Annotated in this window: 24 protein-coding genes; 11 read left to right on the top strand and 13 right to left on the bottom strand. The window is 70.0% G+C overall.

Going from position 1 to position 23,275, the window contains the following annotated elements; genetic code table 11:
• Window positions 1-106: 106 nt before the first annotated feature.
• The gene (tldD, locus tag ACJQWL_RS03780; protein WP_330969898.1) at window positions 107-1,549 is read left to right on the top strand and encodes a metalloprotease TldD; all 1,443 of its coding nucleotides are present in this window, start codon (window positions 107-109) and stop codon (window positions 1,547-1,549) included.
• 62 nt (window positions 1,550-1,611) lie between these two features.
• On the opposite strand, the gene yjgA is transcribed toward tldD, so the two are convergent.
• Complete coding sequence (gene yjgA, locus ACJQWL_RS03775) at window positions 1,612-2,187, bottom strand: ribosome biogenesis factor YjgA (RefSeq protein WP_330969902.1); 576 nt, start codon at window positions 2,185-2,187, stop codon at window positions 1,612-1,614.
• A 112-nt stretch (window positions 2,188-2,299) separates the two neighbouring features.
• Here yjgA and pmbA point away from each other — a divergent pair, with 112 nt between their 5' ends.
• The 3 genes from pmbA (at window position 2,300) to ACJQWL_RS03760 (ending at window position 4,803) form a co-directional block, all read left to right on the top strand.
• On the top strand, window positions 2,300-3,679 hold the full coding sequence (gene pmbA, locus ACJQWL_RS03770) for a metalloprotease PmbA (protein WP_330969897.1): 1,380 nt from the start codon (window positions 2,300-2,302) through the stop codon (window positions 3,677-3,679).
• A 148-nt stretch (window positions 3,680-3,827) separates the two neighbouring features.
• Complete coding sequence (locus ACJQWL_RS03765) at window positions 3,828-4,283, top strand: DUF4870 domain-containing protein (protein ID WP_330969896.1); 456 nt, start codon at window positions 3,828-3,830, stop codon at window positions 4,281-4,283.
• 73 nt (window positions 4,284-4,356) lie between these two features.
• Entirely contained in the window at window positions 4,357-4,803 is a 447-nt protein-coding gene (locus tag ACJQWL_RS03760; RefSeq protein ID WP_330969895.1) for a DUF4870 domain-containing protein, read from the top strand.
• A 185-nt stretch (window positions 4,804-4,988) separates the two neighbouring features.
• Here the strand turns inward: ACJQWL_RS03760 and ACJQWL_RS03755 are convergent, their stop codons facing one another.
• From ACJQWL_RS03755 to ACJQWL_RS03735, 5 genes are all read right to left on the bottom strand, one after another.
• Window positions 4,989-5,873 carry a polyprenyl synthetase family protein gene (locus tag ACJQWL_RS03755; protein WP_330969901.1) on the bottom strand — a complete coding sequence of 295 codons (885 nt, stop codon included), beginning with the start codon at window positions 5,871-5,873 and terminating at the stop codon, window positions 4,989-4,991.
• On the bottom strand, window positions 5,863-6,153 hold the full coding sequence (locus ACJQWL_RS03750; RefSeq protein ID WP_330968541.1) for an exodeoxyribonuclease VII small subunit: 291 nt from the start codon (window positions 6,151-6,153) through the stop codon (window positions 5,863-5,865). Before ACJQWL_RS03750 ends, ACJQWL_RS03755 begins: the two co-directional genes overlap by 11 nt.
• A 31-nt stretch (window positions 6,154-6,184) precedes the next feature.
• The gene (tilS, locus tag ACJQWL_RS03745) at window positions 6,185-7,564 is read right to left on the bottom strand and encodes a tRNA lysidine(34) synthetase TilS (protein ID WP_411300721.1); all 1,380 of its coding nucleotides are present in this window, start codon (window positions 7,562-7,564) and stop codon (window positions 6,185-6,187) included.
• A gap of 292 nt (window positions 7,565-7,856) precedes the next feature.
• Complete coding sequence (locus ACJQWL_RS03740) at window positions 7,857-8,123, bottom strand: hypothetical protein (RefSeq protein ID WP_330968539.1); 267 nt, start codon at window positions 8,121-8,123, stop codon at window positions 7,857-7,859.
• A complete protein-coding gene (locus tag ACJQWL_RS03735) occupies window positions 8,123-9,082 on the bottom strand; it encodes an acetyl-CoA carboxylase carboxyltransferase subunit alpha (protein WP_330968538.1) in 960 nt (319 codons plus the stop codon). The genes ACJQWL_RS03740 and ACJQWL_RS03735 overlap by 1 nt, the downstream gene beginning before the upstream one ends.
• Window positions 9,083-9,314: 232 nt before the next feature.
• On the opposite strand from ACJQWL_RS03735, the gene ACJQWL_RS03730 reads away from it, so the two are divergent.
• From ACJQWL_RS03730 to ACJQWL_RS03715, 4 genes are all read left to right on the top strand, one after another.
• Entirely contained in the window at window positions 9,315-10,607 is a 1,293-nt protein-coding gene (locus tag ACJQWL_RS03730) for an adenylosuccinate synthase (protein WP_330968537.1), read from the top strand.
• A gap of 240 nt (window positions 10,608-10,847) precedes the next feature.
• The gene (locus ACJQWL_RS03725) at window positions 10,848-11,381 is read left to right on the top strand and encodes a lipocalin family protein (protein ID WP_330968536.1); all 534 of its coding nucleotides are present in this window, start codon (window positions 10,848-10,850) and stop codon (window positions 11,379-11,381) included.
• 23 nt (window positions 11,382-11,404) lie between these two features.
• Window positions 11,405-11,860 (top strand): metallophosphoesterase family protein, encoded by a 456-nt coding sequence (locus ACJQWL_RS03720; RefSeq protein ID WP_330968535.1) that lies wholly within the window; start codon window positions 11,405-11,407, stop codon window positions 11,858-11,860.
• A 750-nt stretch (window positions 11,861-12,610) separates the two neighbouring features.
• Window positions 12,611-13,825, top strand: a complete 1,215-nt coding sequence (locus ACJQWL_RS03715; protein WP_330968534.1) for a GGDEF domain-containing protein — start codon at window positions 12,611-12,613, stop codon at window positions 13,823-13,825.
• Between the two features lie 449 nt (window positions 13,826-14,274).
• Here ACJQWL_RS03715 and ACJQWL_RS03710 read toward each other — a convergent pair whose 3' ends face one another.
• From ACJQWL_RS03710 to ACJQWL_RS03695, 4 genes are all read right to left on the bottom strand, one after another.
• A complete protein-coding gene (locus tag ACJQWL_RS03710; RefSeq protein WP_330968533.1) occupies window positions 14,275-14,733 on the bottom strand; it encodes a hemerythrin domain-containing protein in 459 nt (152 codons plus the stop codon).
• Window positions 14,734-15,201: 468 nt separating this feature from the next.
• Window positions 15,202-15,594: a DUF302 domain-containing protein gene (locus ACJQWL_RS03705; protein ID WP_330968532.1), complete on the bottom strand. Its 393-nt coding sequence runs from the start codon at window positions 15,592-15,594 to the stop codon at window positions 15,202-15,204.
• 12 nt (window positions 15,595-15,606) lie between these two features.
• Window positions 15,607-16,563 carry a c-type cytochrome gene (locus ACJQWL_RS03700; protein ID WP_330968531.1) on the bottom strand — a complete coding sequence of 319 codons (957 nt, stop codon included), beginning with the start codon at window positions 16,561-16,563 and terminating at the stop codon, window positions 15,607-15,609.
• Window positions 16,560-17,186, bottom strand: coding sequence for a c-type cytochrome (locus tag ACJQWL_RS03695; RefSeq protein WP_330968530.1), 627 nt, complete (start codon window positions 17,184-17,186; stop codon window positions 16,560-16,562). The genes ACJQWL_RS03700 and ACJQWL_RS03695 overlap by 4 nt, the downstream gene beginning before the upstream one ends.
• A 342-nt stretch (window positions 17,187-17,528) precedes the next feature.
• Here ACJQWL_RS03695 and ACJQWL_RS03690 point away from each other — a divergent pair, with 342 nt between their 5' ends.
• Window positions 17,529-18,077: an NADPH-dependent FMN reductase gene (locus ACJQWL_RS03690; protein WP_330968529.1), complete on the top strand. Its 549-nt coding sequence runs from the start codon at window positions 17,529-17,531 to the stop codon at window positions 18,075-18,077.
• Between the two features lie 602 nt (window positions 18,078-18,679).
• Here the strand turns inward: ACJQWL_RS03690 and ACJQWL_RS03685 are convergent.
• Window positions 18,680-19,432, bottom strand: a complete 753-nt coding sequence (locus ACJQWL_RS03685) for an ABC transporter permease (protein ID WP_330968528.1) — start codon at window positions 19,430-19,432, stop codon at window positions 18,680-18,682.
• On the bottom strand, window positions 19,416-20,339 hold the full coding sequence (locus ACJQWL_RS03680; protein ID WP_330968527.1) for an ABC transporter ATP-binding protein: 924 nt from the start codon (window positions 20,337-20,339) through the stop codon (window positions 19,416-19,418). Before ACJQWL_RS03680 ends, ACJQWL_RS03685 begins: the two co-directional genes overlap by 17 nt.
• A 62-nt stretch (window positions 20,340-20,401) precedes the next feature.
• Here ACJQWL_RS03680 and ACJQWL_RS03675 point away from each other — a divergent pair, with 62 nt between their 5' ends.
• Window positions 20,402-20,917, top strand: a complete 516-nt coding sequence (locus ACJQWL_RS03675; protein WP_330968526.1) for a hypothetical protein — start codon at window positions 20,402-20,404, stop codon at window positions 20,915-20,917.
• Complete coding sequence (locus ACJQWL_RS03670) at window positions 20,917-21,162, top strand: helix-turn-helix domain-containing protein (RefSeq protein ID WP_330968525.1); 246 nt, start codon at window positions 20,917-20,919, stop codon at window positions 21,160-21,162. The genes ACJQWL_RS03675 and ACJQWL_RS03670 overlap by 1 nt, the downstream gene beginning before the upstream one ends.
• A 561-nt stretch (window positions 21,163-21,723) precedes the next feature.
• Here ACJQWL_RS03670 and ACJQWL_RS03665 read toward each other — a convergent pair.
• Complete coding sequence (locus ACJQWL_RS03665; protein WP_330968524.1) at window positions 21,724-22,887, bottom strand: S1 family peptidase; 1,164 nt, start codon at window positions 22,885-22,887, stop codon at window positions 21,724-21,726.
• Window positions 22,888-23,275 lie beyond the last annotated feature (388 nt).

Raw genomic sequence — 23,275 nt, 5'->3', positions numbered from 1 at the left:
GCAGCTATCGTCCGGGCCCGGCGCCCTGCCGGTATCGACCGCGCCGGCGCGGGCGGGATCCTGCCCGCCACCACCGACACACGTCCCCCCACTTCCAGACCCCGCCATGACCCTGCCCCTGCAACTCGCCGAATCCCGCCTGCTGCTGCCTGCCGGCCTCGACACCGGGGGGCTGGACCGTGCGTTCGGTGCATTGCTGGGGCCCGGCGTGGACTTCGGCGACCTCTACTTCCAGCACTCCCGCCACGAGAGCTGGACGGTGGAGGACGGCACCGTCAAGAACGGGGCCCATTCCATCGAGCAGGGCGTGGGGGTACGCGCGATCAGCGGCGAGAAGACCGGCTTCGCGTACTCGGACGAGATCAATGGCGAGGCGCTGCAACTGGCCGCGAAGTCGGCGCGCGCCATCGCGCGTGACGGTTCCAGCATCGCCACGCGCACGCGGGTGCGCAGCCAGGGGCGCGACCTGTACCGACCCGAGGATCCGATCGACTCGTTGCCCAACGAGGAAAAGGTCGAAGCGCTGCGCCGCATCGACCGCTACGTGCGCGCCGCCGACCCGCGGGTGACCCAGGTGGTCGTGAGCCTGTCGGGCAGCCTGGACACCATGCTGGTGGCGCGCAGCGACGGCGTGCTGGCCGCGGACGTGCGCCCGCTGGTGCGCTTCAACGTTCAGGTGATCGTCGAGCAGGGCGGACGGCGCGAGAGCGGCTACTCCGGTGGCGGCGGGCGCTACGGCTATGCCGAGCTGCTGGGTGACGGCAAGCCCGAGGGTTTCGCCCGCGAGGCGCTGCGCCAGGCGCTGGTCAACCTGGAGGCGGTCGACGCCCCGGCCGGCATCATGCCGGTGGTGCTGGGCAACGGCTGGCCCGGCGTGCTGCTGCACGAAGCCGTCGGCCATGGCCTGGAAGGCGATTTCAACCGCAAGGGCACCTCCACCTATGCCGGACGCATGGGCCAGCGGGTGGCCTCGCCGGGCGTCACCATCGTCGACGACGGCACGCTCCCGGGGCGCCGTGGCTCGCTCAACGTGGACGACGAGGGCCACCCGACCCAGTGCACCACGCTGATCGAGGACGGCGTGCTTGTCGGGTACATGCAGGACACGCTCAATGCCCGGCTGATGGGCGTGGCGCCCACCGGCAATGGCCGCCGCGAGTCCTTCGCGCACCTGACCATGCCGCGCATGACCAATACCTACATGCGTGCCGGCAACGACGATCCCGCGGACATGATCCGCTCGGTCAAGCGCGGCCTGTACGCGGTGAACTTCGGCGGCGGGCAGGTCGACATCACCAGCGGCAAGTACGTGTTCTCGGCCACCGAGGCCTACCTGATCGAGGACGGCAAGGTGACCGCCCCGGTCAAGGGCGCGACACTGATCGGCAACGGACCCGAAACGATGCAGAAGGTGCGCATGGTCGGCCACGACCTGGCGCTGGACGAGGGCGTGGGCGTGTGCGGCAAGGACGGCCAGAGCGTGCCGGTGGGCGTCGGGCAGCCGTCGCTGCTGATCGAGGGTCTGACCGTGGGTGGCACGCAGGCGTGAGCCGGGCCGTGCAAGCGATGGCGCCGGCCGTGCCCGCTCCAGGTTTCCGCGCGCGGAACGCGCTAGGGCCTGCCGTCTTCGCCTTCGCCCGCGTCCTCATCCCCGCTTTCGGCCGACGCGCCCCCCAGCAGCAGCCCCCGCAGCTCCCGGAACAGTTCCCGGTACGCGCGCGGCGGCTTGTTGCGCTTGCGTTCTTCCAGCGTGTTGCGCACCAGTTGCCGCAGGTGCTGGCGGTCGGCCGACGGGTACTCCTCCAGCAGTTCGCCCAGGGCCACGTCGCCCTCGTCGATCAGCCGCTCGCGCCAGTTCTCGACCCGGTGCATGGCCGCGGTTTCGCGCCGGGCGGCGTCGCCCTTTTCATCCAGCGCGTCGCGGATGGCCTCCAGCGTTTCGTCGTCCTCGCGTCGCATCTGCTTGGCCAGGTACGCCATCTGCCGCTTGCGGGCGATGTGCGAAGTGATGCGGCGGGTGTCCAGGATATGCGGCAGCAGGTTTTCGGGTATCGGCAGCTTGGCCAGCTGGGCATCGGTCAGCGCCACCAGTTGCTCGCCCAGTGCCAGTACCTCCAGCGCTTCGCGTCGCTGCTGGCTGCGGCTGTCGCCACGGTATTCGCCGGTGTCTTCATCGATGCCGCGCATTCGTATCGGTCCCATGTCGTCCGGCGCCTGCGCGGCTCCATGCCCCGCGGCCCGGTACAGAAAAAACGGATCCCGCGGCGAAGCCCGGGACGACGCAAAACAGGATAAGCCATTGAACGCCATCGCCTCCCCCGATTCACCCAACCTGGTCGACAGCGACGTGCGCCTGGACGCGCTCGCCGACCTGTCCCGTCGCCTGGTCGCCAGCGCACGCCGCCGTGGCGCCAGCCAGTCGGAGGTTTCGTGCTCGGAGGAAACCGGGCTCAACGTCAACGTGCGCATGGGCGAGGTGGAAACCGTCGAGTCCACCCGCGACCGCGGCATCGCCGTCACCGTCTACTTCGGCACCCGCAGGGGCAGTGCCAGCACCGCCGACCTGCGCGAGGAGAGCCTGGAGTCCACCGTCGAACAGGCCTGCGCGATCGCCCGCCACACCGAGGACGATCCCGCCGCCGGGCTGGCCGACGCGGACCTGATGTCGACCGACCTGCGCGAGTTCGACAGCTGGCACCCGTGGGCGGTGGACGCCGACCAGGCAATCGACCTGGCGCTGGCGGCGGAAGCCGCCGGCCAGGCCGTCGATGCCCGCATCGGCAACTCCGACGGCGCTTCGGTCGGCAGCGGCACCAGCCTGGGCGTGTATGCCAATTCCCACGGCTTCGTCGGCCGCGAGCGCAGCACCCAGCACAGCATCGGCTGCGCGCTTATCGCCGGCCACGGCGACGCGATGCAACGCGGGGGCTGGTACAGCATCGCGCTGGCGGCCGACGAACTGGAAAGTGCCGTCGCCATCGGCCGCAGGGCGGGTGAGCGTGCGGTGTCGCGGCTGGCACCGCGTCCGATCGCCACCGGCCACTATCCGGTCGTGTTCGCGGCGGAGGTCGCTCGCTCGCTGATCGGCCACCTGATCGGCGCGGTGTCGGGCGGCGCGTTGTATCGCAAGTCCAGCTTCCTGCTCGACAGCGCCGGCACGCAGTTGTTCCCGGACTGGTTCTCGATCGAGGAGCGGCCGTTCCTGCCGCGCGGGTTGCGCTCGGCATCGTTCGACGCCGAGGGCGTGGCCACGCGCGAGTCGCCGCTGGTGAGCGGGGGCGTGCTGCAGCGCTACGTACTGGGCAGCTACTCCGCGCGCCGGCTTGGGCTGCAGACCACCGGCAACGCCGGTGGCGTGCACAACCTGCAGGTGGCATCCAACGCCGGGGACCTGGACTCGATGCTGGCTGGCATGGGCCGTGGCCTGCTGGTGACCGAACTGATGGGGCAGGGCGTCAACGCCATCACCGGCGACTATTCGCGCGGCGCCGCCGGGTTCTGGATCGAGGACGGCCGCATCGCCTATCCCGTCGATGGCATCACCATCGCCGGCAACCTCAGGACCATGTTCCAGGCGATCGAGGCGGTGGGCAGCGACGTCGATCCGCGTTCGCACGTGCGCACCGGCTCGATCCTGCTCGGACGCATGACCGTGGCTGGCGGGGCGGCAGAGGACTGAGCAGCCAGCCCGGCACGGCACCCGCGGCCCGGACGCGCCCGGAAGGGCGCCGCGTCGCCCCTAGCCCATCGGTTGGGTTGAAGCGGGGCGCTTCCGGCACGATCTTGTACAGGCACGCCGGCCCCATGACCGGCGCTGGAGTCCGGCCATGAATGCCTCGGTCCACGATTCGTCCCTCGTCACCACCACGCCTTCCACCAGCGAGCGCCAGTGGGCGCTGGCCGCTCACCTGGCAGCACTGCTGCTGGCGCTGATGACCAGCTGGCTGGTCGGCGTGGCCGGGGTGGTCGGTGCGCTGGCGGTGTGGCTGCTCAAGCGCGACGATTCGCGCTTCGTCGCCGACCACGCGCTGGAGGCGGTCAACTTCAACCTGTCGATGCTGATCTACAGCTGCATCGCGGTCGCCATCGGCATCGCTCTGGTCGGCATCAGCATCATCACGCTGGGACTGGGGCTGCTGCTGACGATCCCGGCGGGCCTGATGCTGCTGGTCGCGGTCGCCGGTATCGCCCTGCTCTGGCTGGTCGGCAGCATCCTGGCAATGGTCGCCGCGTGGGAGGGCCGTGCGTACCGCTACCCGCTGAGCATCCGCCTGCTGGGCTAGGCGTGCGCTTGACCCGCCCCCGCAGGGCGCGGAGAGTGTCGCGCGGGGGACAATCCACCCAGGAGGGGACGTAATGAGCGATTTCGAACAGCAACCGCCGCCGGTGACGGAAACCGACGGTGACACCACGACCGCAACCGGCGGTATTTCCGCCGAGCAGCGCCAGTGGGCGATGTACGCCCACCTGTCGGCCCTGGTCGGTGGCGTGGTCACCGGCGGCTGGGCCTTCAGCGTCGGCTGCTTCATCGGGCCATTGATCATCTGGATGATCAAGAAGGACACCATGCCCTTCGTCGATGACCAGGCCAAGGAGGCGTTGAACTTCAACCTGACCGTGGCCGCGGTGTTCTTCGTGCTGCTGGTGCTGACCCTGGGCACCCTGGGCATCGGCATCGTGCTGACGCTTCCGTTGGGGCTGATCGTGGGCCTGGCGTGGCTGGTGCTGACCATCATCGCCGGCATCAAGGCCAACGAAGGCGTGGCATACCGGTACCCGTTCGCGATCCGCCTGGTGAAGTAGCCACCACGGGGAGCCGAATACGGAAAAGGCCGGCGCGATGCCGGCCTTTTCCGTTGCAGCACGCCCGGGTGATCTCACACGCTGCACGGCGTCCTTGCGGGAGCGACTCGAGCCGCGACGGGTGACTCGCCGGGGCCAGGCAGGTCGCGACTGACGTCGCTCCTACATGAGCGCAAAGCGCGACATCAGCGATCGCGCTCCACGGCCAGCCGGCCGAGCGCCCGCAGCGGCGCGGCCGCCTCGCCGAACGGCGCCAGCGCCGCGTCCATCTCCGCCACCAGCGCGACCAGCCGGGCGCGCGAATCGCCAAGGCCGATCAGCGCGGGGAAGGTCGCCTTGTCCTGCGCGGCATCCTTGCCGGCCGTCTTGCCCAGGATGGCGCTGTCGCCTTCTACGTCGAGGATGTCATCGCGCACCTGGAACGCCAGCCCCAGTGCGGCGGCAAAGCCGTCCAGTCGCTCCAGGTCGGCGGGTTCCATATCGCCGCACAGGCCACCCATGCGGACTGCCGCGCGGATCAGTGCACCGGTCTTGAGTGCGTGCAGGCGCTCCAGTTCGGCGACCGTTACCGCGGCGCCTTCGCCGGTGGCATCGATATCCAGCGCCTGCCCCCCGCACATCCCGGCCGCGCCTGCGGCTTCGGCCAGTGTGCGGAGCATCGCGACCGTGGTCGCCGCGGGGGTGGTGGCATCCGCCAGCACCCGGTGCGCCAGCGACTGCAGCGCATCGCCGGCCAGCACCGCGGTGGCCTCGTCGAAGGCGACATGCACCGTCGGCTGGCCGCGCCGCAGCGCATCGTCGTCCATGCACGGCAGGTCGTCATGGACCAGCGAGTACGCGTGGAGCAGCTCGACCGCCGCGGCAGGCGCGTCCAGCGTGGCCTCGTCGGCACCGGCCAGGGTGCCGGCGGCGTAGACCAGCAGCGGTCGCATGCGCTTGCCGCCCAGCAACACCGCATGGCGCATCGCGGTGTGCAGGCGGCGGGGGCGCAATCCCGGGTCGGGCAGTACCTGCGCGAGGGCGGCATCGGCGCGGTCGCGCCAGCCGGCCAGGCGCGGGTCAGCGGTCATCGGCAGGCGGCGCGTCCGACGGCAGGCCCGGGAACGGCGCGCCGCTGGCGGGATCCTGCGGGTCGCTGAGCAGCCGCACGCGCAGCTCGGCCTGTTCCAGCGCCGCCTGGCAGCGGCGGTACAGGCCGACGCCGCGTTCGTAGGCGGCGAGCGAGTCTTCCAGGCTCATCTCGCCGTGCTCCATCTTCTCGACCAGTTGCTCGAGCGAGTCCAGCGACTTTTCGAAATCGGCGACCGGTGAGGCTTCGGAGGCGGTGTCGGGGGTGGCTTTGCGTGGCATCGCGCCAGTGTGGGGGGGCGCTGGTGACGGGTCAATCGATAGGCCGGCCTGCATGGTCCTCGCGCGCGGGATGGGCCGGCGCACGCTCAGCGCGGTCGACCGGCACGCCGGTCGGTTGCCAGCGCAGCCGCCCGCCACGCTCGCGCAACCACGCATCGAACCGTGCCGAGTAGGCCACGTCGCCGGCGGCCAACAGCGTGCCGTCCCGGTCCCACGCCAGGGGCAGCCGCTCGCGCCGCCACGGCGGGACCCCGAGGTCCTGCAGCACCTGCTTGAGCGCGTGGCCGTGGGCGCGGCCGGGCAGGTGGATCCGCTCGCCACCGCGGCGGGCGCCGACGGTCAGCGGCGGGTCGAAACGCTGCGCCCCGGCGTCGACCTGCAGGGCGAGTTCGCCGCCGCCCGGAAGGGGCAGCGCATGGCGACCATCCCACGCGACCTGCCAGTCGGTCGGCAAGGGGGCCTGTACCGGGCCGGCATGCAGCAGCCCGCGCCAGGCGCGCACGTTCGCGCCGTGCCACTGGAAGCAGGCGTCCGCGTCCGGCGGCGCCTGCAGCAGCTCCGACTCGATCCGCGCCACGCCGTTGCCCGGCAACGGGGGCAGTCCGAGCGACGCCACCCAGCGTCGCAGAACGCGGGCCCGACGGGCGCGCGGCAGGGCGAGCAGGGCAGGCCGCGACAGGCAGGTCGGCTCGGCCCCGGCGACCTGCGCGATTGCCTGTGCATCGCCCTCTTCCAGCAGTTCGACCGACTCGGCCGCCAGTGCGCCCACCCGCGCCAGTGCGGCGTCGGCGTGCGGCCAGCGCTCGCGCAGCAGCGGCATCACCTGGCGGCGCAGGAAATTGCGGTCCAACGCGGTGTCGGCGTTGCTGGGGTCCTCGATCCATACCAGGTCGTGCTGGCGCGCATGTGCCAGCAGCGCCGCCCGGGGCAGGGCCAGCAACGGTCGCCACAGCCTGCCGGCGGCGAACGGGACCGACACCGCCATCGCCGACAGCCCATCGGGCCCCGCGCCGCGCAGGGCGCGCATCAGCACGGTTTCGGCCTGGTCGTCGCGGTGGTGTGCCAGGGCAAGCGATTCGCCCGGGTGCAGTTCGGCGGCGAACGCTTCGCGCCGCGCTGCCCGGGCCGCCGCCTCGGGTCCTTCACCACCGGGGGCGACGGACACGAGGCGAACGGCGACAGGGACGTCCCACACGCGGCACGCTTGCTCGCAGTGCACGGCCCACGCGTCCGCCTGCGTCTGCAGCCCGTGGTGGACGTGGACGGCACGCAGGCCGAGGGCGCGTGCCTCGGGCAGCCGCGACAGCGCATGCAGCAGGACGGTCGAATCCAGCCCCCCGCTGAAGCCGACGCAGATCGGCCCGTCGGGCAGGTCGGCCGGATCGACCGGATGGGCGGGGTGCGGGGACATGCGCCGATGGTGACATGGGGGCAGCGGCAGGTAGGCCGTGCGCGCCCGCCCTGGTGGATCCGGCGCGCGAAGAACGGCCGCTTCGACCCCGCACAGCAGCCCGGGGGGCGAACCCGGGCGACTACTCCCCGTCCCGCGTATCCGAACGTCCGCGCGCCCGGCGCCATGCCCACACCCCGACGGCAGCGATTCCCGGAACGGCTGTCACCGCGAACAGGAACCAGGCCCTGTGGTCCAGCATCGCTTCCAGGATCATCGGGCCCCCGTTCGCGGCTGTGCCGCGGTCAGTGGATCAACGCCAGTTGCGGCTCACGGGTGCATCGTCGACGCGCGATTCGCTGGCGGCCTGCGCCTGGCGCTCGCGCGCGGCACGCCGGGCGATGGTGCGGTGCGAGGGCTTGAGCAGGCAGGCCAGCGCCAGGCACGCGCAGCCGGCGGATACGCCCAGCGCGACCAGGGCGAAGATCATGTTCGCGTCGAGCAGCACCCACGACGCCAGGAACAGGGCACCGCTGGCGATGGCCCAGCAGGCGGCGGCGAACTTACCGGCCAGCAGCATCACGCGGCCTCGTACGCGCCGTAACTGCGCAGGCGCAGGTAACGGCGCTCCAGCAGCTCGGCGGTGGGGAGGTCAACCAGCGCGTCCAGCTCGTTCATCAGTACCGCCTTCAGTCGCGTGGCCATCTGCCGCGGGTTGCGGTGCGCGCCACCGATAGGCTCGCGCACCACCTTGTCGATCAGCCCAAGCCCATGCAGGCGCTTGGCGGTGAGGCCCAGTTGCTCGGCGGCGTCCTTGGCCTTGTCGGCCGACTTCCACAGGATCGACGCGCAGCCCTCGGGCGAAATCACCGAGTAGGTGCTGTATTCCAGCATCAGGGTGCGGTCGCCCACCCCGATCGCCAGCGCGCCGCCGGAACCGCCCTCGCCGATCACCGTGCACACCACCGGCACCTTCAGCTCGGCCATTTCCATCAGGTTGCGGGCGATGGCCTCGGACTGGCCGCGCTCCTCGGCGCCGATGCCCGGGTACGCGCCGGGGGTATCGATGAAGGTCAGCACCGGCAGGCCGAAGCGCTCGGCCAACTTCATCAGGCGCAGCGCCTTGCGGTAGCCCTCCGGCCGCGGCATGCCGAAGTTGCGCTTGATCTTGCTCTTGGTGTCGCGGCCCTTCTGGTGGCCGATGATCATCACGCTGCGCCCGTCGATCCGCCCCAGGCCGCCGACGATGGCGGCATCGTCCGCATACGCGCGGTCGCCGGCCAGCTCCTGGAACTCGCTGCAGACCAGGCGGACGTAATCGTTGGTATAGGGCCGCGCCGGGTGGCGTGCCAGCTGGCTGACCTGCCATGACGACAGGTCGCGGAAGATGTGCGCGGTGCGCTGGCGCAGCTTGTTCTGCAGCGCATGCACCTCCGCGTCCGCGTCCACGGCCGAGCCGTGGCTGGCGTGGCGCAGTTCCTGGATCTTCGCTTCCAGGTCGGCGATGGGCTGCTCGAAGTCGAGGTAGTTCGGGTTCATGCACGGGCCGGGGCCGGGGTGGCGGACAGTCTAGCCGACCGCTCCGGCCCGTACCGAGCCGTGTGGACCCGTCTTCACGTACGGGTGCTGGCCGCGGCCCCCCGAAACCCGGATAATGCGCAAAAGCCGGATGGGGCCGTTCATTGCGAACCACCCCTCCGGCTTTTTCCGTGTCCACGCGGCGGTGCGCCGCCGTTGCCTGCCGCGCGCGGGCCATTCAGGAGTGCAGGTAATGGGTCAGTCGGTGGTGGTGTTGGGCGCCCAGTGGGGCGACGAGGGCAAGGGAAAGATCGTCGACCTGCTGACCGAGGAAATCGGCGCGGTGGTGCGCTTCCAGGGCGGCCACAATGCCGGCCACACCCTCGTGATCGGCGGCAAGAAGACCGTCCTGCACCTGATCCCCTCGGGCATCCTGCGCGAAGGCGCGCTGTGCCTGATCGGCAACGGCGTGGTGCTGCATCCCGGCGCGCTGCAGAAGGAGATCGCCGAACTGGAATCCAACGGCGTCGAGGTCCGCTCGCGCCTGAAGATCAGCCCCGCAACGCCGCTGATCATGCCGTACCACATCGCCCTGGACCAGGCGCGCGAGAAGGCCGCCGGCGGCAAGGCCATCGGCACCACCGGGCGCGGCATCGGCCCCGCCTACGAGGACAAGGTCGCCCGTCGCGGCATCCGCGTGGCCGACCTGCACTACCCCGAGCAACTGGCCGAGAAGCTGCGCGCCGCGCTGGACTACCACAACTTCGTATTGACCCAGTACCTGAAGGTCGACCCGGTCGATTTCCAGCAGACCCTCGACGAAGCACTCGCGTTCGCCGACTACGTCGAGCCGATGAAGTCGGACGTGGCCGGCATCCTGCATGACCTGCGCAAGCAGGGTAAGCGCGTGCTGTTCGAGGGCGCGCAGGGTTCGCTACTGGACATCGACCACGGCACCTACCCGTACGTCACCAGCTCCAACACCACCGTCGGCGGCGCATTGGCCGGCACCGGCGTGGGCGCGGACGCGATCGACTACGTGCTGGGCATCGCCAAGGCCTACGCCACCCGCGTCGGCGGTGGCCCGTTCCCGACCGAGCTCCACGACGAGGTGGGCGAGGGCATCCGCGCGCGCGGCCAGGAGTTCGGCGCCACCACGGGGCGCCCGCGTCGCTGCGGCTGGATCGACATCGTCGCGCTCAAGCGCGCCGTCGCGATCAACGGCATCAGCGGCCTGTGCATCACCAAGCTCGACATCCTGGACGGCATGCCCTCGCTGAAGATGTGCATCGGCTACCAGTACCGCGGCAAGCGCACCGAGTACGCGCCGCTGGACGCGCAGGGCTGGGACGAGTGCGAGCCGGTGTACCTGGAGTTCCCCGGCTGGGAGGACAACACCCACGGCATCACCGAGTGGGACAAGTTGCCGCCCGCCGCCCGCGCCTACCTGCGCGCGCTGGAGGAGCTGTCCGGCTGCCCGCTGGCGATGGTCTCCACCGGGCCGGACCGCAACGCCAACATCGTCCTGCGCGACCCGTGGGCGTGATTCGCGCCGCCTGACCGGGCGTTCGCGCCGATCAGCAAAGGCCGCCTCCGGGGCGGCCTTTCCGTTTGCGCCCGAATGCACGTGTAGGAGCGACGTGAGTCGCGACCTGAAATTGGCGCAGCATGCCATCCGTGCCGAGTCTGCCCAAAGTCCATACGCCGCGACTCCGCAACAGCCACTCCACTGCACGGTCACGCCGTCGGCGCGACCCTTGGCCATCCCCGCCCCACGGTGCATCCCATGTTCAAGACCGCACTGATCACCCTGGCCGTGGCCGCCTCGGCGGCCGGCGCGCCGGCAAGGGCCAACCAGCCGGTCGCCTCGTTGGACCTGCAGCGCTATGCGGGTACCTGGCACGAGATCGCGCACCTGCCGATGTTCTTCCAGCGCCATTGCGTCGACACCGTCACCGCCACCTACACCCCGCGCCCGGACGGCACCATCGACGTGCGCAATGCCTGCCGCACCACGGGCGGCGACATGGACGAATCCACCGGGGTCGCGCGGCCGGTCGAAGGCCTCAACGGCGCGTTGCAGGTCCGGTTCGCACCCGAGTGGCTGGCATGGTTGCCGGTGGTGTGGGCCGACTACTGGGTGATCGGCCTGGACTCGGACTACCAGTGGGCCGTCGTCGGCGGGCCCAGCAAGAAATACCTGTGGATCCTCTCGCGCCGGCCCGGCATGGACCAGGCGCTGTTCGACAAGCTCAAGGACGATGCCCGCGCGCTCGGCTACCCGGTCCAGGACCTGGTGATGGTCGCCCCCCTGGACTGACCGCCGCATCGTTCCCCCTCCCGATGCGCATCGGCGTCATCTCCGATACCCACGGACTACTGCGCCCGGAGGCGCTGTCGTTCCTGCACGGCTGCGACCACATCGTGCACGCCGGTGACATCGGCAGGGTCGAGGTGGTCCACGCGCTGGCCGGGCTGGCGCCACTCACCGCGATCCGCGGCAACATCGATACCGGCGACTGGGCCGATGCCTACCCCGCGACCGCCACCGTGGCCCTGGGCGGGCATCGCGTGCACGTACTCCACGACCTCAAGCAGCTCGCGCTGGATCCTGCGGCCGCGGGCCTGCACGCGGTCATCGCCGGCCACTCCCACGCCCCGCGCATCGACCATGTCGACGGCGTGCTCCACCTCAACCCCGGCAGCGCAGGCCCGCGCCGCTTCAAGCTGCCAGTCACCGTGGCCGAGATCCGGATCAACGGCGAAGGCCTGCATCCCCGCATCGTCCAGCTGGCCTGACCCCCGCAGGGCTCGGTACCCGCCTCCCCCTGTCGGAGCGGCTTCAGCCGCGATCCCAAACCGTCCCGGCTGTGGATCCATCCGATCGCGGCTGAATCCGCTCCTGCAACCCACCGGCCGCACCCGGTCGGACCCTTTGTAGGAGCGACGCAAGTCGCGACCCCGCTCGATCACCATCGCGACTCACGTCGCTCCTACAGGTGCATCGGTTTCAAGAGACGACACCGGATCGGGAGCCCCCCAGCATTGCCTGTAGGAGCGGCTTCAGCCGCGATCCCAAACCGTCCCGGCGGTGGATGCTTCCGATCGCGGCTGAATCCGCTCCTGCAACCCACCGGCCGCACCGGGTCGGACCTTTGTAGGAGCGACGTAAGTCGCGACCCCGCTCGATCACCATCGCGACTCACGTCGCTCCTACAGGTGCATCGGTTTTTCAGAAGGCACCGGATCGGGAGCCCCCCAGCATTGCCTGTACGAGCGGCTTCAGCCGCAAACCGGTACCGTGCTGGTTGCTGATGCTTCCGATCGCGGCTGAAGCCGCTCCTTCAACCCACCGGCCGCGCCCGGTCGGACCCTTTGTAGGAGCGACGTAAGTCGCGACCCCGCTCGATCACCATCGCGACTCACGTCGCTCCTACAGGTGCATCCGTGGCGAGAGGGTGCAGTGGGCCCTCCCGGCACATCCCTTGCATCGCCCCTGCCATACGACCGTCCACCGGAGGCACCGTCGGCCCCGCGCCGGCCCGACGCATGTCCAGCTCACCAACGCGACCCGATGCCGCGCACCACTCGCCCTATCGCGAGGCGATGGAGCGCGGCTACACCCGGCTGCGCTTCGAGCCCGAGCTCGAGGCCGCCTTCCAGCTGGAGCAGCATCGCCTCAACCACACCTGGCTGCGCTTGGTGTTCTGGATCGGTGTAGGTACCTACCTGGTCTTCGTCGCCATCGACCTGGCCACGGTCCCCTTGCACGCGTCGCGCTGGACAGCCGCGATCCGGCTGTTCCTGATCGTGCCGGCGCTGGCGGCGGCGCTGCTGGTCAGTCGCCGGCCGGCATGGCAGGCGTGGCTGACGCCCGCGGTGTTCATGGCCGCCGTCGTCACCGGCCTGGGGACGGTGGGCATCGTGGCGCTCTCCCTGGCACTGGATGCGCCGCTGCCCTACGAGGGCACGCTGTTATTGCCGGTGGTCATCCACCTGCTGACCGGCCTGCCGTGGCGCTGGGCGCTGGGCGCCAATCTGCTGGCGCTGGCGATGTTCCTGGTGCTGGTGCCGATGGTGCAGCCCGACCCCCTCACCCTGACCTACCAGTTGTCGTTCATGGTGCTGGCCAACGTGATCGGCGCCTGTGGCGGCTACGCGCTGGAGCACCGCGCGCGGACCACCTTCCTCACCGCCGGCATGCTGTCCGAACTCGCCGAGCGCGACGGGCTGACCGGCATCCACAACCGCCGCAGCTTCAATGAGCATCTGCACCGCGTCTGGCAACAGGCCGCTCGCGAACGCGGCGGGATCGGGCTGGCCCTGCTCGACGTCGACCACTTCAAGCAGTTCAACGACCGCCATGGCCATGGCGAGGGCGATGCGGCGCTGATGGCGGTGGCCAAGGCCATCGCCGGCCACGCCGCGCGCCCGCTGGACATGGCCGCACGCTACGGCGGCGAGGAGTTCGCCCTGGTCTGGTACGACCCCCAACCCGGGCACCTGCGGGGCATGGCCGAGCGCCTGCGGCAGGAAATCTCGGCACTCGATCTGCCGGTCGAAGGCGGCGGGGCCGGTCATGTCACCGCCAGCATTGGCGTTGCGCTGCTGTGCCCGCACCAGTCGCCCCGCCACGCCGACCTGCTGCGCGCCGCCGACATCGCCCTGTACCGCGCCAAGCACGACGGCCGCGACCGCGTGGTCATGCTGGAACACCCGGACCTGGACGCGTTGCGCTTCCCCGAAACCGCGTCCAACGGCTGATCCGGTACGGAGGATCGACGGCGGCGGATGTTTCCGTCGCCCGGGTGGTGCTCCCCTCAATGCAGCCCCACCGTCGCTTCGCGACCGGCCTATGTAGGAGCGACGTAAGTCGCGATCGAATGCACGGACAGGCGGGTGGTTGCAGCCGCACCTTGGACCGTCTGCCCGGCGCAGGAGCCCCCCTCCGGATGCTGATCGCGGCTTACGTCGCTCCTGCAAGGGGCGGATTCGCGGACCGAGCGGCAGGAGCGGCGCTGCCGCCTGTCCGTGCCCCCAATCGCGACTTACGTCGCTCCTACACGAAGCGCTGCCAAGGGCAGACGGGCAGGGCGGCCTCCGGTGCAACTACCCGCCTGTCCGTGGATCCGATCGCGACTTACGTCGCTCCTACAGGAAGAGGGGCTCGCGGAAGGACGGGTCCGTGGAGGGAGCGGCGCGGGGGACTGACCTCACTCCGCGGCGAGCTTCTTCTTCATCCGCTCGAAATCCTTGCGGTACTTCTTCGCCAGCTGCGTCTTCTGCGTTTCGGTCAGCACCTTGCCCGAGACCTGGAAGAACTTCTTCTCCTCCTCGCGCAGGTGGTGGTGCACCTGGTGGCTCAGCTCCTTGCACTTCTCCAGCCACGCGTCCCCGGCCGGGTCCAGTGACTGCACGTCCTCGACCAGTTCGTCGATCTCGTGGTGCTCGTGCAACGCATGGCGGGTGGAGTTCAACCCCATGTCGTCCATCAGCATCGGCGCGTAGAGGAACCGTTCTTCCGCCGCTTCGTGCGCTTCCAGCTCGATCCGCGCCTGGGTGAACAGGTCCAGGCGCTCGCGCGTGCCGGCCTTGCTGCGCAGCAACTTGCGGAACAGCGCGCGCTGCGTCTCGTGGCTCTCGCGCAGGGCGTCGTAGATCGTCTCGGACATGCCGGCCTCCATGGGCTAGGGAAGCCACCACCCTAGCCACCCATGCGTCAACGCCGCATCGCCGCCGCACGCGCACACCCCTGTAGGAGCGGCTTCAGCCGCGATCGCCACCCACCCAGCGCAGCGCCACCCAAGGCGCACGGAGCCGTTCCAGGTGTCAACGAGCACCGGCCGACAAACCGTACGCAACCCTCGATCCCCTGGAACCCGCACCCCCCCCCAACCGGCGCCGGCGGATCCGCCACGTCGTCCCCCGGCGGCCACGGCGACACGTACGGCGTCAGGCAACGGAAATGCCGACGGTTGCAATGGTGGCGGCGTCGCAGCCTCCGCGCCCGCCGGCCCAGGCGCCGCGGCGTCGCAATCGCCGGAAGACAGGTCATCTCCGACATCCGACGACGCAATGCCCACGATCAAGCGCCCCCGTCCGCGCCAACGCCGCGCACCACCGCACCCGCCAGCATCAAGTCACTTCCCAGCCGTCACCTCGTCCATCAACCGGGTCAGCGCCTGCTCCACGTCCTGTGCGTGGGGCCGGATGTCGGCGTCGTTGCTGACCAGCGCGAGCAGCTCCACCGGTCCGATCATCGACACCCGCGTGCCGCCGTCCTGCTCGAACACCGCGATGCGGCAGGGCAGGGCGGCGGCCAGCGATGCATCGTGGTTGAGCACCTGCCGGGCGATGGCCGGGCTGCACAGCTCCAGCACGCGGCATTCGAAATCGATCGGGTGCCCTTTCTCCTGCAGGGTCTGCCTGAAGTCGTAGCTGTGCAGCACGCCGAAGCCGTGGGACTTGGCGGCCGCTTCGATGCGCTCGGCCACGGTGGCGGCGGGCTGTTGTGTCGTGCGTTCGATGGTCATGTTGGTTCCTGGTCAGCGGGTGGCGGGGTTGGCGCCCAGCAGGCGCCCGTCGACGGTGGTGCCGTAAGGGGAGTCGGGGTCGTCGTGGAAGCGGCTGCGGGTTTCGGCGACGTCGCCGGTGAAGCGCGGGTCCTGCGGGCGCTCGTGGCCGTTCATGTACAGCGCCACGTCCCACGCGTCCTGCAGCGACAGCGTGCCGCCCTTGCCCAGCGGCATGTTGGCCTGGATGAAGGCCGCGGCGTTGTCCAGCTGATGCATGCCCGCACCCCAGTTGTACGACTCCGGCCCCCACAGCGGCGGGAACACGAAGCGCCCGTCCACCTGCTGGCCCTGGCCGTCGGCGCCGTGGCAGATCGCGCAGTTGGCGTCGAACACGGCCTGGCCGCGGCTGAAGTCCGGGGCCGACGGCGGGCGCGGGCCCTTGGGGTAGCCGGCGCCGGGCAGGGTGGCGCCCACCGGCGCGCCCCGGGACATCCAGAACGAATACGCCTCCAGCGCCACCAGCACGTCGTGGCCGGCCGGCGGCGCGGTGCCGTCCATGCTGTAACTGAAGCAACCCTGCAACCGCTCGGTGAAGTTGTTGACGCGCTGGTTCTTGCCGCGGAACGCCGGGTAGCGGACCCACGCGCCCCACAGCGGCGCCGAGTCCGCCTTGCGCCCCGCATCCAGGTGGCAGTTGCCGCAACTCAGGCCGTTGCCGACGAACTCGGCCGCGTGCGTCGGCGTGTCCAGGAAGATGTCGCGGCCCCGGCGCACCGTGTCGCCGAACGGGCCTTCGGGGATGTCGGCCTCGGACGGGGGATTGAACGGCCCCCCGGCCGCCGCGGGTGCAGGGGCGGCGGGAGCGGACGCGACAGACCGTGCGTCATCGGCGGACGGCCGCTCACCGGTGCGCGGCGGGCGGATGTTGTCGCACGCAGCCATCAGCAGCGTGGCGGCGGCCAGTGCAAGGGCGGTGCGCGCGCTCATCGTGGCGCCTGCATCGGCTGCCTGGAGAAGTAGTCAGACACGTCGCGGATCTCCTCGGCAGTCAGCCCGCGTGCGGCCGCCTGCATCAGCCCGATGGGGTCGTTGCTGCGGCGGCCGGACTTCCACGCTTCCAGCTGGGTGGACAGGTAGTCGGCGGTCTGCCCGGCAATGGCCGGGAACGCATCGCCCACGCCACGCCCGCCCGGGCCGTGGCACTGCACGCAGCCGGGGACGTTGCGGTCCCACGCGCCGCGCTCGGCCACGCGTGCCCCCGGGTGGACGCCGGTGGGTGCGGCCCCGGCAGGCAGGCGCATGGCGCCGTAATAGCCGGCCATCGCCTCGCGCGTTTCGGGCGACATGGCCTTGGCGATCGGTGACATCAGCGCGTGCTCGCGGGTGCCGCTGGCGAAGTCCTCCAGCTGCTTGCGCAGGTAGGCGGCATTGATGCCGGCCAGCCGGGGCATCGCCGCCATGCCCTCGCCGCGGGCGCCGTGGCAGCTCGCGCACGAGGCCAACCCGTCCGCACCGCTGCTGGCCAGCTGCGCCGGGTCGGGCGCCTGCGCCTGCGCCACGGCTGCCGCGCCACACAGCACGAGGCCTGCACACATCCGGGTCACTGACATCATGCGCTCCGTCATCGTTGCCCCGGCGAGTGTGCTCGCCGTTACCGTTCGGCCAACGTGAACCGGCCGGCGTGCGCCGACGTAGACGATAACGCCGCAGGCACGGCACCCCCGTAGGCACGGCGCACACGCGGCCCGCCGACGGGGAGCCCCGCGCCACCTGGCGGCGCCTTTCCGGGCGCCTGCGCCTTGCCCGTTCTACGGTCTAGGTGGGTCAAGGCGCCCAACGATCACGGCCACCCGACGCCGCGCGGCCGACACTCGGTACCTGCGTGGCGCGAAAGGCCCGGCATCCGGCGACCGTCCCGCGCCCGCCGCATCCCCCGCTACCCGAGACGCCCCATGAGCCAGACCACCATCGCCGTCCTCGTCGGCAGCCTCCGCCGCGAATCGTTCAACCGCAAACTCGCCGATGCGCTCGCCCGGCTGGCGCCGGCCGACACCACGTTCAAGCAACTGGAGATCGGCGACCTGCCGCTCTACAACCAGGACCACGACGACAACCAGGCCGAGGCCGTCAAGCGCCTGAAGGCCGGCATCCAGGCCGCCGACGGCGTGCTGTTCGTCACCCCCGAGTACAACCGCTCGGTGCCCGGCGTGCTCAAGAACGCCATCGACCACGCATCGCGCCCCTATGGAAAGAGCGCCTTCGCCGGCAAGCCCGCGGGCGTGATCGGCGTGTCCGTCGGCGCCATCGGCACCGCCATGGCCCAGCAGCACCTGCGCAACGTACTCGCCTACCTGGACATGCCGACCCTCGGCCAGCCCGAAGCCTTCATCCACGCCAAGGACGGCCTGTTCGACGACGCCGGCAACATCGGCCCCGCCAGCAAGGAATTCCTCCAGGGCTGGACCGACGCCTTCCTCGCCTGGGTCAAACAGCACGGGTAAATCCACCGCACCCGCGGCCCCCGCGGCGGCCCGCCCCGGCCGCCGCCAGCCACCCCCCGTGCCCCCACCAGCCCTCGGAGGAGCGACGGAAGTCGCGACCGCCATCCCCATGCCCGTCGCCCCCATCCGCTTCCCCTGCAGGAGCGGCTCCAGCCGCGACCGCAACCCCCAGCCTCCCACGCCCCCCGCCAGCCCGTGTAGGAGCGACGTAAGTCGCGACCGCCATCCCCACGCCCATCGCCCCCTCTCCGCTTCCCCTGTAGGAGCGGCTTCAGCCGCGACCGCAACCCCCAGCCTCCCACGCCCCCCGCCAGCCCGTGTAGGAGCGACGTAAGTCGCGACCGCCATCCCCACGCCTCCGCGAAGCACGACACTCGAAACCACCTCCAACCCACGCCCAGACCCAACCGCACCGGTCCCGCGGCGCCGTGGCACCCGTGGAAAGAAAGAAGGCCGCCCTCGGGCGGCCTTCCATTCGCAGGGGAATGCACCGCCGTCCAGCCGTCGTTCCCTGCGTCACCGGCCCGACAGGGCGCAGTCCTGCCGCAGCAACGCGCGTGGCACCCGAAAAAACCGCCAGCGAAGCGACACCCACCGCCGTGTCAGGCAAACGGCCTGCGAGAGAGATCGAGTGCCAGGCCAGCTGTGCACAGCGCCCCGCCAAGTGCGCCAACCAGCAACGCAACGCTGGCCGATGACGGGTTGCTGCCGAGTGCATTGGTCGGGATCAGCCAAGGGAAGTAGGGGCCAAGATCCGAGCCTGTAGCCACGACGGCCACGAACGTTCCACCAATCCCCAGCGCAAGCGGCGGAACGAAGCTCCGCCAACGCAACGCAGCCCACAGCTGCACCGCGACCAGGAGCCACGCGCTGGCATACATTCGAAGAAGCACTCCCGCGAACTCTGCCCAGTCGAACGATCCTGTCAGGGCGCGACCGGGGGTGAGCGCGTCGCTCACGCGCCCGAGAACCGGCGCGAGCACCGCGAGCAGAACCGTCATGCCCGCACATAGAAGCAGCACGACGCCCGTCTTCGCGAAAAAGGTGTCCCGCCGAGGGATGGGCAACGAGAGAATGTGGTTCCACATGCGTGGGCCATGTTCCATCTGCGCCACAAGTACCGTGAGCGCGGTGACGGTCATGGGCAACATGAAATACGCCCAGGTCGCCGCGTTGCCGAGCAGGTACATCCGCCATGGCAGGTCGGTGCCACCCTGGCGGTTGAAGATCAGCGCCATCAGGACGGCAACGGTTACGGGGGCGACGACGCAAAGCGTAAGCGCAAGCGAACCGCGTAGCTTCGCGATCTCGGCGCGCATGCAGCGCAGGAAAGTGTGCTCAGGCAGCAAGGGCATCTGCTTGGCCTCCGGTGACGGCGTGGAAGAGCGATTCAAGTCGCAGCGCACCGGCAGCCAGGCCATGGACCGGGATTCCGTGGCCGACGAGCAAGGCATTGATGTCCTCCGGGGCCAACGCGTTGTCGGTGGTCGGGACCACCAGTCGCCCGCCTTCGGCGCTCGCGACGATCCCGGCGTCGCGCAGCACGGCAGCCGCTTCCCGCGGTCGCGTGGTCTCCACTTCGATGCCGAGGCGATAGCGCTGCCTCAGTGCCTGCATCGACGATTGCAGGACCAGGCGGCCCTCGTGCATGAGGCCAACATGGGTCGCGATCTCGTCTATGTCGGCGAGCGCATGGCTGGAGACCAGGACGCTCACCCCGTCGCGCCCGGGAAGCTCCTGCAGCAGGCGGCGCATGTCGCGCACTCCGCGTGGGTCGAGCCCGTTGGTGGGCTCGTCGAGTACGAGCAGGCGCGGCCTGGAGAGCACGGCCCGCGCAACACCCAGGCGCTGACGCATCCCCAGCGAGTACTCGCGCACGCGCCTGTTCGACTCGGGGGCGAGTTCGACGATGTCGAGCGCGCGGTCGATAGCAGCCGCCGGCAGCCCCAGCAGCCCGGCCGTGATCGCGAGGTTCTGCCGCCCGCTGAGGTGGTCGTAATGGCCCGGCGTTTCCACCATCGAGCCGATCAGGCTCGCCACGCGCCGGCGCTCCCGCGCCAAGTCAAGACCGCAGATCTCGATCCGGCCCGCGCTGGGGGGCAGCAGCCCCAGGAGCATGCGGATCGTCGTCGTCTTGCCGGCGCCGTTGGGCCCGAGAAAGCCATAGACCGCTCCTGCCGGCACCTCCAGGTCGACGCCCTGCACGGCTCGCAAGCGGCCGAAAGAGCGGCTGAGCTGGTGGGTTCTTACAGCCGGTTCCATGGGCCATCTCCACGCGGTAATATTTAAGTTAGACACAAACTTCTTTAAGTGCAACCTAAATTATGGACCTGGAATCCCGCTTGCGCCTTCAACGCCACAGCCATTGGCTGGCCCGTATCGCTGATGGGATGCTGGTTGGAACGGTGGCCGTGCTGGTCCTCCCGGCGATGTTGGCCATGACGCGTGCCCCGGCCGCAGCGGCGGTGGGCCTCGGCGCACTGCCGTACGGCCTGGCGGCGGTGCCTTATCTGTTCGCGGTTCTCGCCATACGGCAGGCGTTTGCCGCCTATGCGCGGGGCGGTGTTCTCGGGCGCGTAATGGCGCGCGCCTGCAGGCGGGCCGGGGCCGCGCTTGCTATCGGCGCGGGGTTCAGTGCGTTTGGCACTCCGCTCATGTTGCGGTGGCTTGCGAGCCCCCCGCATCCGATGTCGCGCACGCTGATGGTGTTCGACCCCGCGTACGTGGCGGTAGGCGTGGTCGGGCTTGCGCTCTGGTTGCTCGGCGGTTTGCTCGATCGCGCCGTCGCCGAGCAGGAGCGCATGAAGGCGCTCGAGATCGAACTCACGGAGTTTGTCTGATGCCCGTGGTCGTGAGGCTGGACGAGGTGCTCGCAGCGAAAAGGATGACTGCAAAGGATCTGGGCCGCCGAATAGGCCTGAGCGAAACGCAGCTGTCGCTCCTGCGCACCGGCAAGGTTCGCGGAATGCGGTTTTCGACCTTGGCCGCGATCTGCGCGGTACTCGAGTGCGTACCCGGCGATCTGCTGGACTACGAGCCCGGGGAAGGCGATGTGCACGATGCCCAGCCGGACGGTGACGCCTAGCAAGGGCGCCGTCGTTCCCTGCATCAGCGGCCCGACAGGGCGCGGTCCTGCCGCCGCAACGCGCATCGTTCCGGAAAGGACCGCCGGCGATGGCGCATCAACCGCCGAGCGAGCCACGGGACGCGGCAGCGCCGCCAGTCGCGATCCCACCACCCGTCCTGCAAGTCGCATCGCTGCCAGAAAAAGCGCCGCCACCGACGCGCCGACTGCCACGCACGCGCAGGACAAAGCCAACGCTGCCACTCAAAGCGCCATGCATGCCACTCAAAGGCCCATCGGTGTCGCACACGGCGCCACCCCTGCCGCTCCAACAGGCGCCACTATCCCTCCGTCCTGCAACGCTGCCGCTGAGAGGCGCACCCGCACCACCGTTGCCGCCATCCGCGCCAAGGCGGGGATCGACGGTGGTGCAACCACGCCCAAACGGGAGACAAGAAAAGGCCGCCCGGAGGCGGCCTCGTCCAGAATCCAGGGCTGTCACACGCCTGCCGCCCAACTCCCACGCCGCCGCCTTTTCCCCGCCGCGCGGCGCATCCAGACGCGTTCGGCGCTACGCGAACCTCAGTTCGAGGTCTTGAGCGTGAGCTGGCTTCCGAGGATTTCCGCGATGGGCTGGAAATAGCTGGTGGCAAGAGATGCCTGCTTGCCCTTGCAGCTGTAGTTCCCGCCCGACAGCACGCCCTGCGCCTGGTCGCCACTGATGAACGAGCCGCCCGAGTCGCCGCCTTCCGCGCAGACCTTGACGCTGGTCAGGCCGTTGATCGTGGCCTCCGGGTAGTTGACGGTCTGGTTGTAGCGCAGGATCGTTCCGCACTTCAGGCCCGTGGTGCGGCCCGACCGGCACACCGCCGCGCCCTCTGGGGCAACCGCTTGGCCACGCACCGGCTGGTTGTAGCCGTCAACGGTGGCCGATACCGAACTGCCCGCGAACAATTGCACATGGGCGCCGTCGCCACTGCCGCCGAAGAACGAGCTTTTGAACGATCCGATCTGCGGCCCGACCGTGCGCCGGTTCGCCAGGGTGAACACGCCGTCGTTGGTGTTGCCGCAGTGCCCGGCTGTCACGTAGCCCTCGACTCCATTCTGAGTCACGCCGAAGCCCACCGAGCAGTAGTAGTAACTGCCGCCACTCTGCGAAAGATATTCGCTACCGCCTTCCAGGGTTGCCAGCAGGCGCGGTGCCGAGTGCATCGTGTTGAAACGGATGACCGACACGTCTGCACCACTGGCGGCAACAAAGTCGATCGCAGCCGCTTGCGCGCCCGGGGCCACGTCAACCGTCACCGTGTTGTTCCTGACGTCGACGCCCCACGCGTAGACACCCTCCGGGGCGGAGCCGTGGCGCGACGCCAGCACGTCAAGCTCGGACTTGGACGCTTTCAGGTGCGCCAGGCTGTGCCGGGCGCTACGGAAAGACAAGCCAGGCGCAGAAGCCTTCGCACCCGGCGCCGTGGTCGCCAGCACGAACTCATAGGTTCCGTTCGGCTTGCGCTCGATCCAGCTGCCGGCGAAGTGCCGCCCCTGCGCGCGGGCCAGTGCCTCGCCTTGTGAGACGGCCACGCGCTCGACCTTCAGGTATTGGGCAAGCTGCGCGGAGGTCATGTTCAGATCCCGCTGCATGGTGGCGCGCATCTGCGGCGACGGAAGGTCTCCAGGTGCAGCGCTGACGGCCATCGAGATCGCTAGAACGATTGGCGAAACTGCCCAAGGTACGAACTTGTGCATCTTCTTTCTCCGGTCATGGCGGGAAGTCGAACGTGCCGAACAGCAGCAACCGTGACGCGGATCACCGAAGCGGCCGGGCCGCTGGATACTGGCACAGCGAATGACGAATGGAATGCGGCACTGCCGCAACGCACATCCAGTCCATAACGAAGGCGGGTCGGCATCGCAGAACGTTCTTCTCGACCGCGTGGCTGATGGGCGGGGGGGTAAGAAACATCATCGTCATCGACCTTCCCCGGCTTCGAGTAAGCCCGGCCGAGCAAGCCCCTCGTCCAGACAGGCAAGTCGCAACGCAACCCGCGGCTTTGCCTCCCCCCCCCCCCCCCGCCCCCCCCCCCGCCCCGGGGCGGGGGCGGGGGGGGGGCCCGCCCCCCCGCCCCCCCCGCGG

This window comes from Novilysobacter viscosus (assembly GCF_046600715.1).
GTDB classification, from domain to species: Bacteria; Pseudomonadota; Gammaproteobacteria; order Xanthomonadales; family Xanthomonadaceae; genus Lysobacter_C; species Lysobacter_C viscosus.
This window is presented reverse-complemented; position numbering and strand designations above follow the sequence as displayed.

Coding starts and splice junctions, on each gene's coding strand:
- ACJQWL_RS03690 (WP_330968529.1), top strand. CDS start 17,529: ATGAGCCAGACCACCATCGCCGTCCTCGTCGGCAGCCTCCGCCGCGAA.
- ACJQWL_RS03760 (WP_330969895.1), top strand. CDS start 4,357: ATGAGCGATTTCGAACAGCAACCGCCGCCGGTGACGGAAACCGACGGT.
- ACJQWL_RS03750 (WP_330968541.1), bottom strand. CDS start 6,153: ATGCCACGCAAAGCCACCCCCGACACCGCCTCCGAAGCCTCACCGGTC.
- ACJQWL_RS03755 (WP_330969901.1), bottom strand. CDS start 5,873: ATGACCGCTGACCCGCGCCTGGCCGGCTGGCGCGACCGCGCCGATGCC.
- ACJQWL_RS03665 (WP_330968524.1), bottom strand. CDS start 22,887: ATGCACAAGTTCGTACCTTGGGCAGTTTCGCCAATCGTTCTAGCGATC.
- ACJQWL_RS03720 (WP_330968535.1), top strand. CDS start 11,405: ATGCGCATCGGCGTCATCTCCGATACCCACGGACTACTGCGCCCGGAG.
- yjgA (WP_330969902.1), bottom strand. CDS start 2,187: ATGCGCGGCATCGATGAAGACACCGGCGAATACCGTGGCGACAGCCGC.
- ACJQWL_RS03710 (WP_330968533.1), bottom strand. CDS start 14,733: ATGTCCGAGACGATCTACGACGCCCTGCGCGAGAGCCACGAGACGCAG.
- ACJQWL_RS03700 (WP_330968531.1), bottom strand. CDS start 16,563: ATGAGCGCGCGCACCGCCCTTGCACTGGCCGCCGCCACGCTGCTGATG.
- ACJQWL_RS03765 (WP_330969896.1), top strand. CDS start 3,828: ATGAATGCCTCGGTCCACGATTCGTCCCTCGTCACCACCACGCCTTCC.
- ACJQWL_RS03680 (WP_330968527.1), bottom strand. CDS start 20,339: ATGGAACCGGCTGTAAGAACCCACCAGCTCAGCCGCTCTTTCGGCCGC.
- ACJQWL_RS03740 (WP_330968539.1), bottom strand. CDS start 8,123: ATGCTGCTGGCCGGTAAGTTCGCCGCCGCCTGCTGGGCCATCGCCAGC.
- tldD (WP_330969898.1), top strand. CDS start 107: ATGACCCTGCCCCTGCAACTCGCCGAATCCCGCCTGCTGCTGCCTGCC.
- ACJQWL_RS03725 (WP_330968536.1), top strand. CDS start 10,848: ATGTTCAAGACCGCACTGATCACCCTGGCCGTGGCCGCCTCGGCGGCC.
- tilS (WP_411300721.1), bottom strand. CDS start 7,564: ATGTCCCCGCACCCCGCCCATCCGGTCGATCCGGCCGACCTGCCCGAC.
- ACJQWL_RS03705 (WP_330968532.1), bottom strand. CDS start 15,594: ATGACCATCGAACGCACGACACAACAGCCCGCCGCCACCGTGGCCGAG.
- ACJQWL_RS03695 (WP_330968530.1), bottom strand. CDS start 17,186: ATGTCAGTGACCCGGATGTGTGCAGGCCTCGTGCTGTGTGGCGCGGCA.
- ACJQWL_RS03715 (WP_330968534.1), top strand. CDS start 12,611: ATGTCCAGCTCACCAACGCGACCCGATGCCGCGCACCACTCGCCCTAT.
- ACJQWL_RS03675 (WP_330968526.1), top strand. CDS start 20,402: ATGGACCTGGAATCCCGCTTGCGCCTTCAACGCCACAGCCATTGGCTG.
- ACJQWL_RS03685 (WP_330968528.1), bottom strand. CDS start 19,432: ATGCCCTTGCTGCCTGAGCACACTTTCCTGCGCTGCATGCGCGCCGAG.
- ACJQWL_RS03735 (WP_330968538.1), bottom strand. CDS start 9,082: ATGAACCCGAACTACCTCGACTTCGAGCAGCCCATCGCCGACCTGGAA.
- ACJQWL_RS03670 (WP_330968525.1), top strand. CDS start 20,917: ATGCCCGTGGTCGTGAGGCTGGACGAGGTGCTCGCAGCGAAAAGGATG.
- ACJQWL_RS03730 (WP_330968537.1), top strand. CDS start 9,315: ATGGGTCAGTCGGTGGTGGTGTTGGGCGCCCAGTGGGGCGACGAGGGC.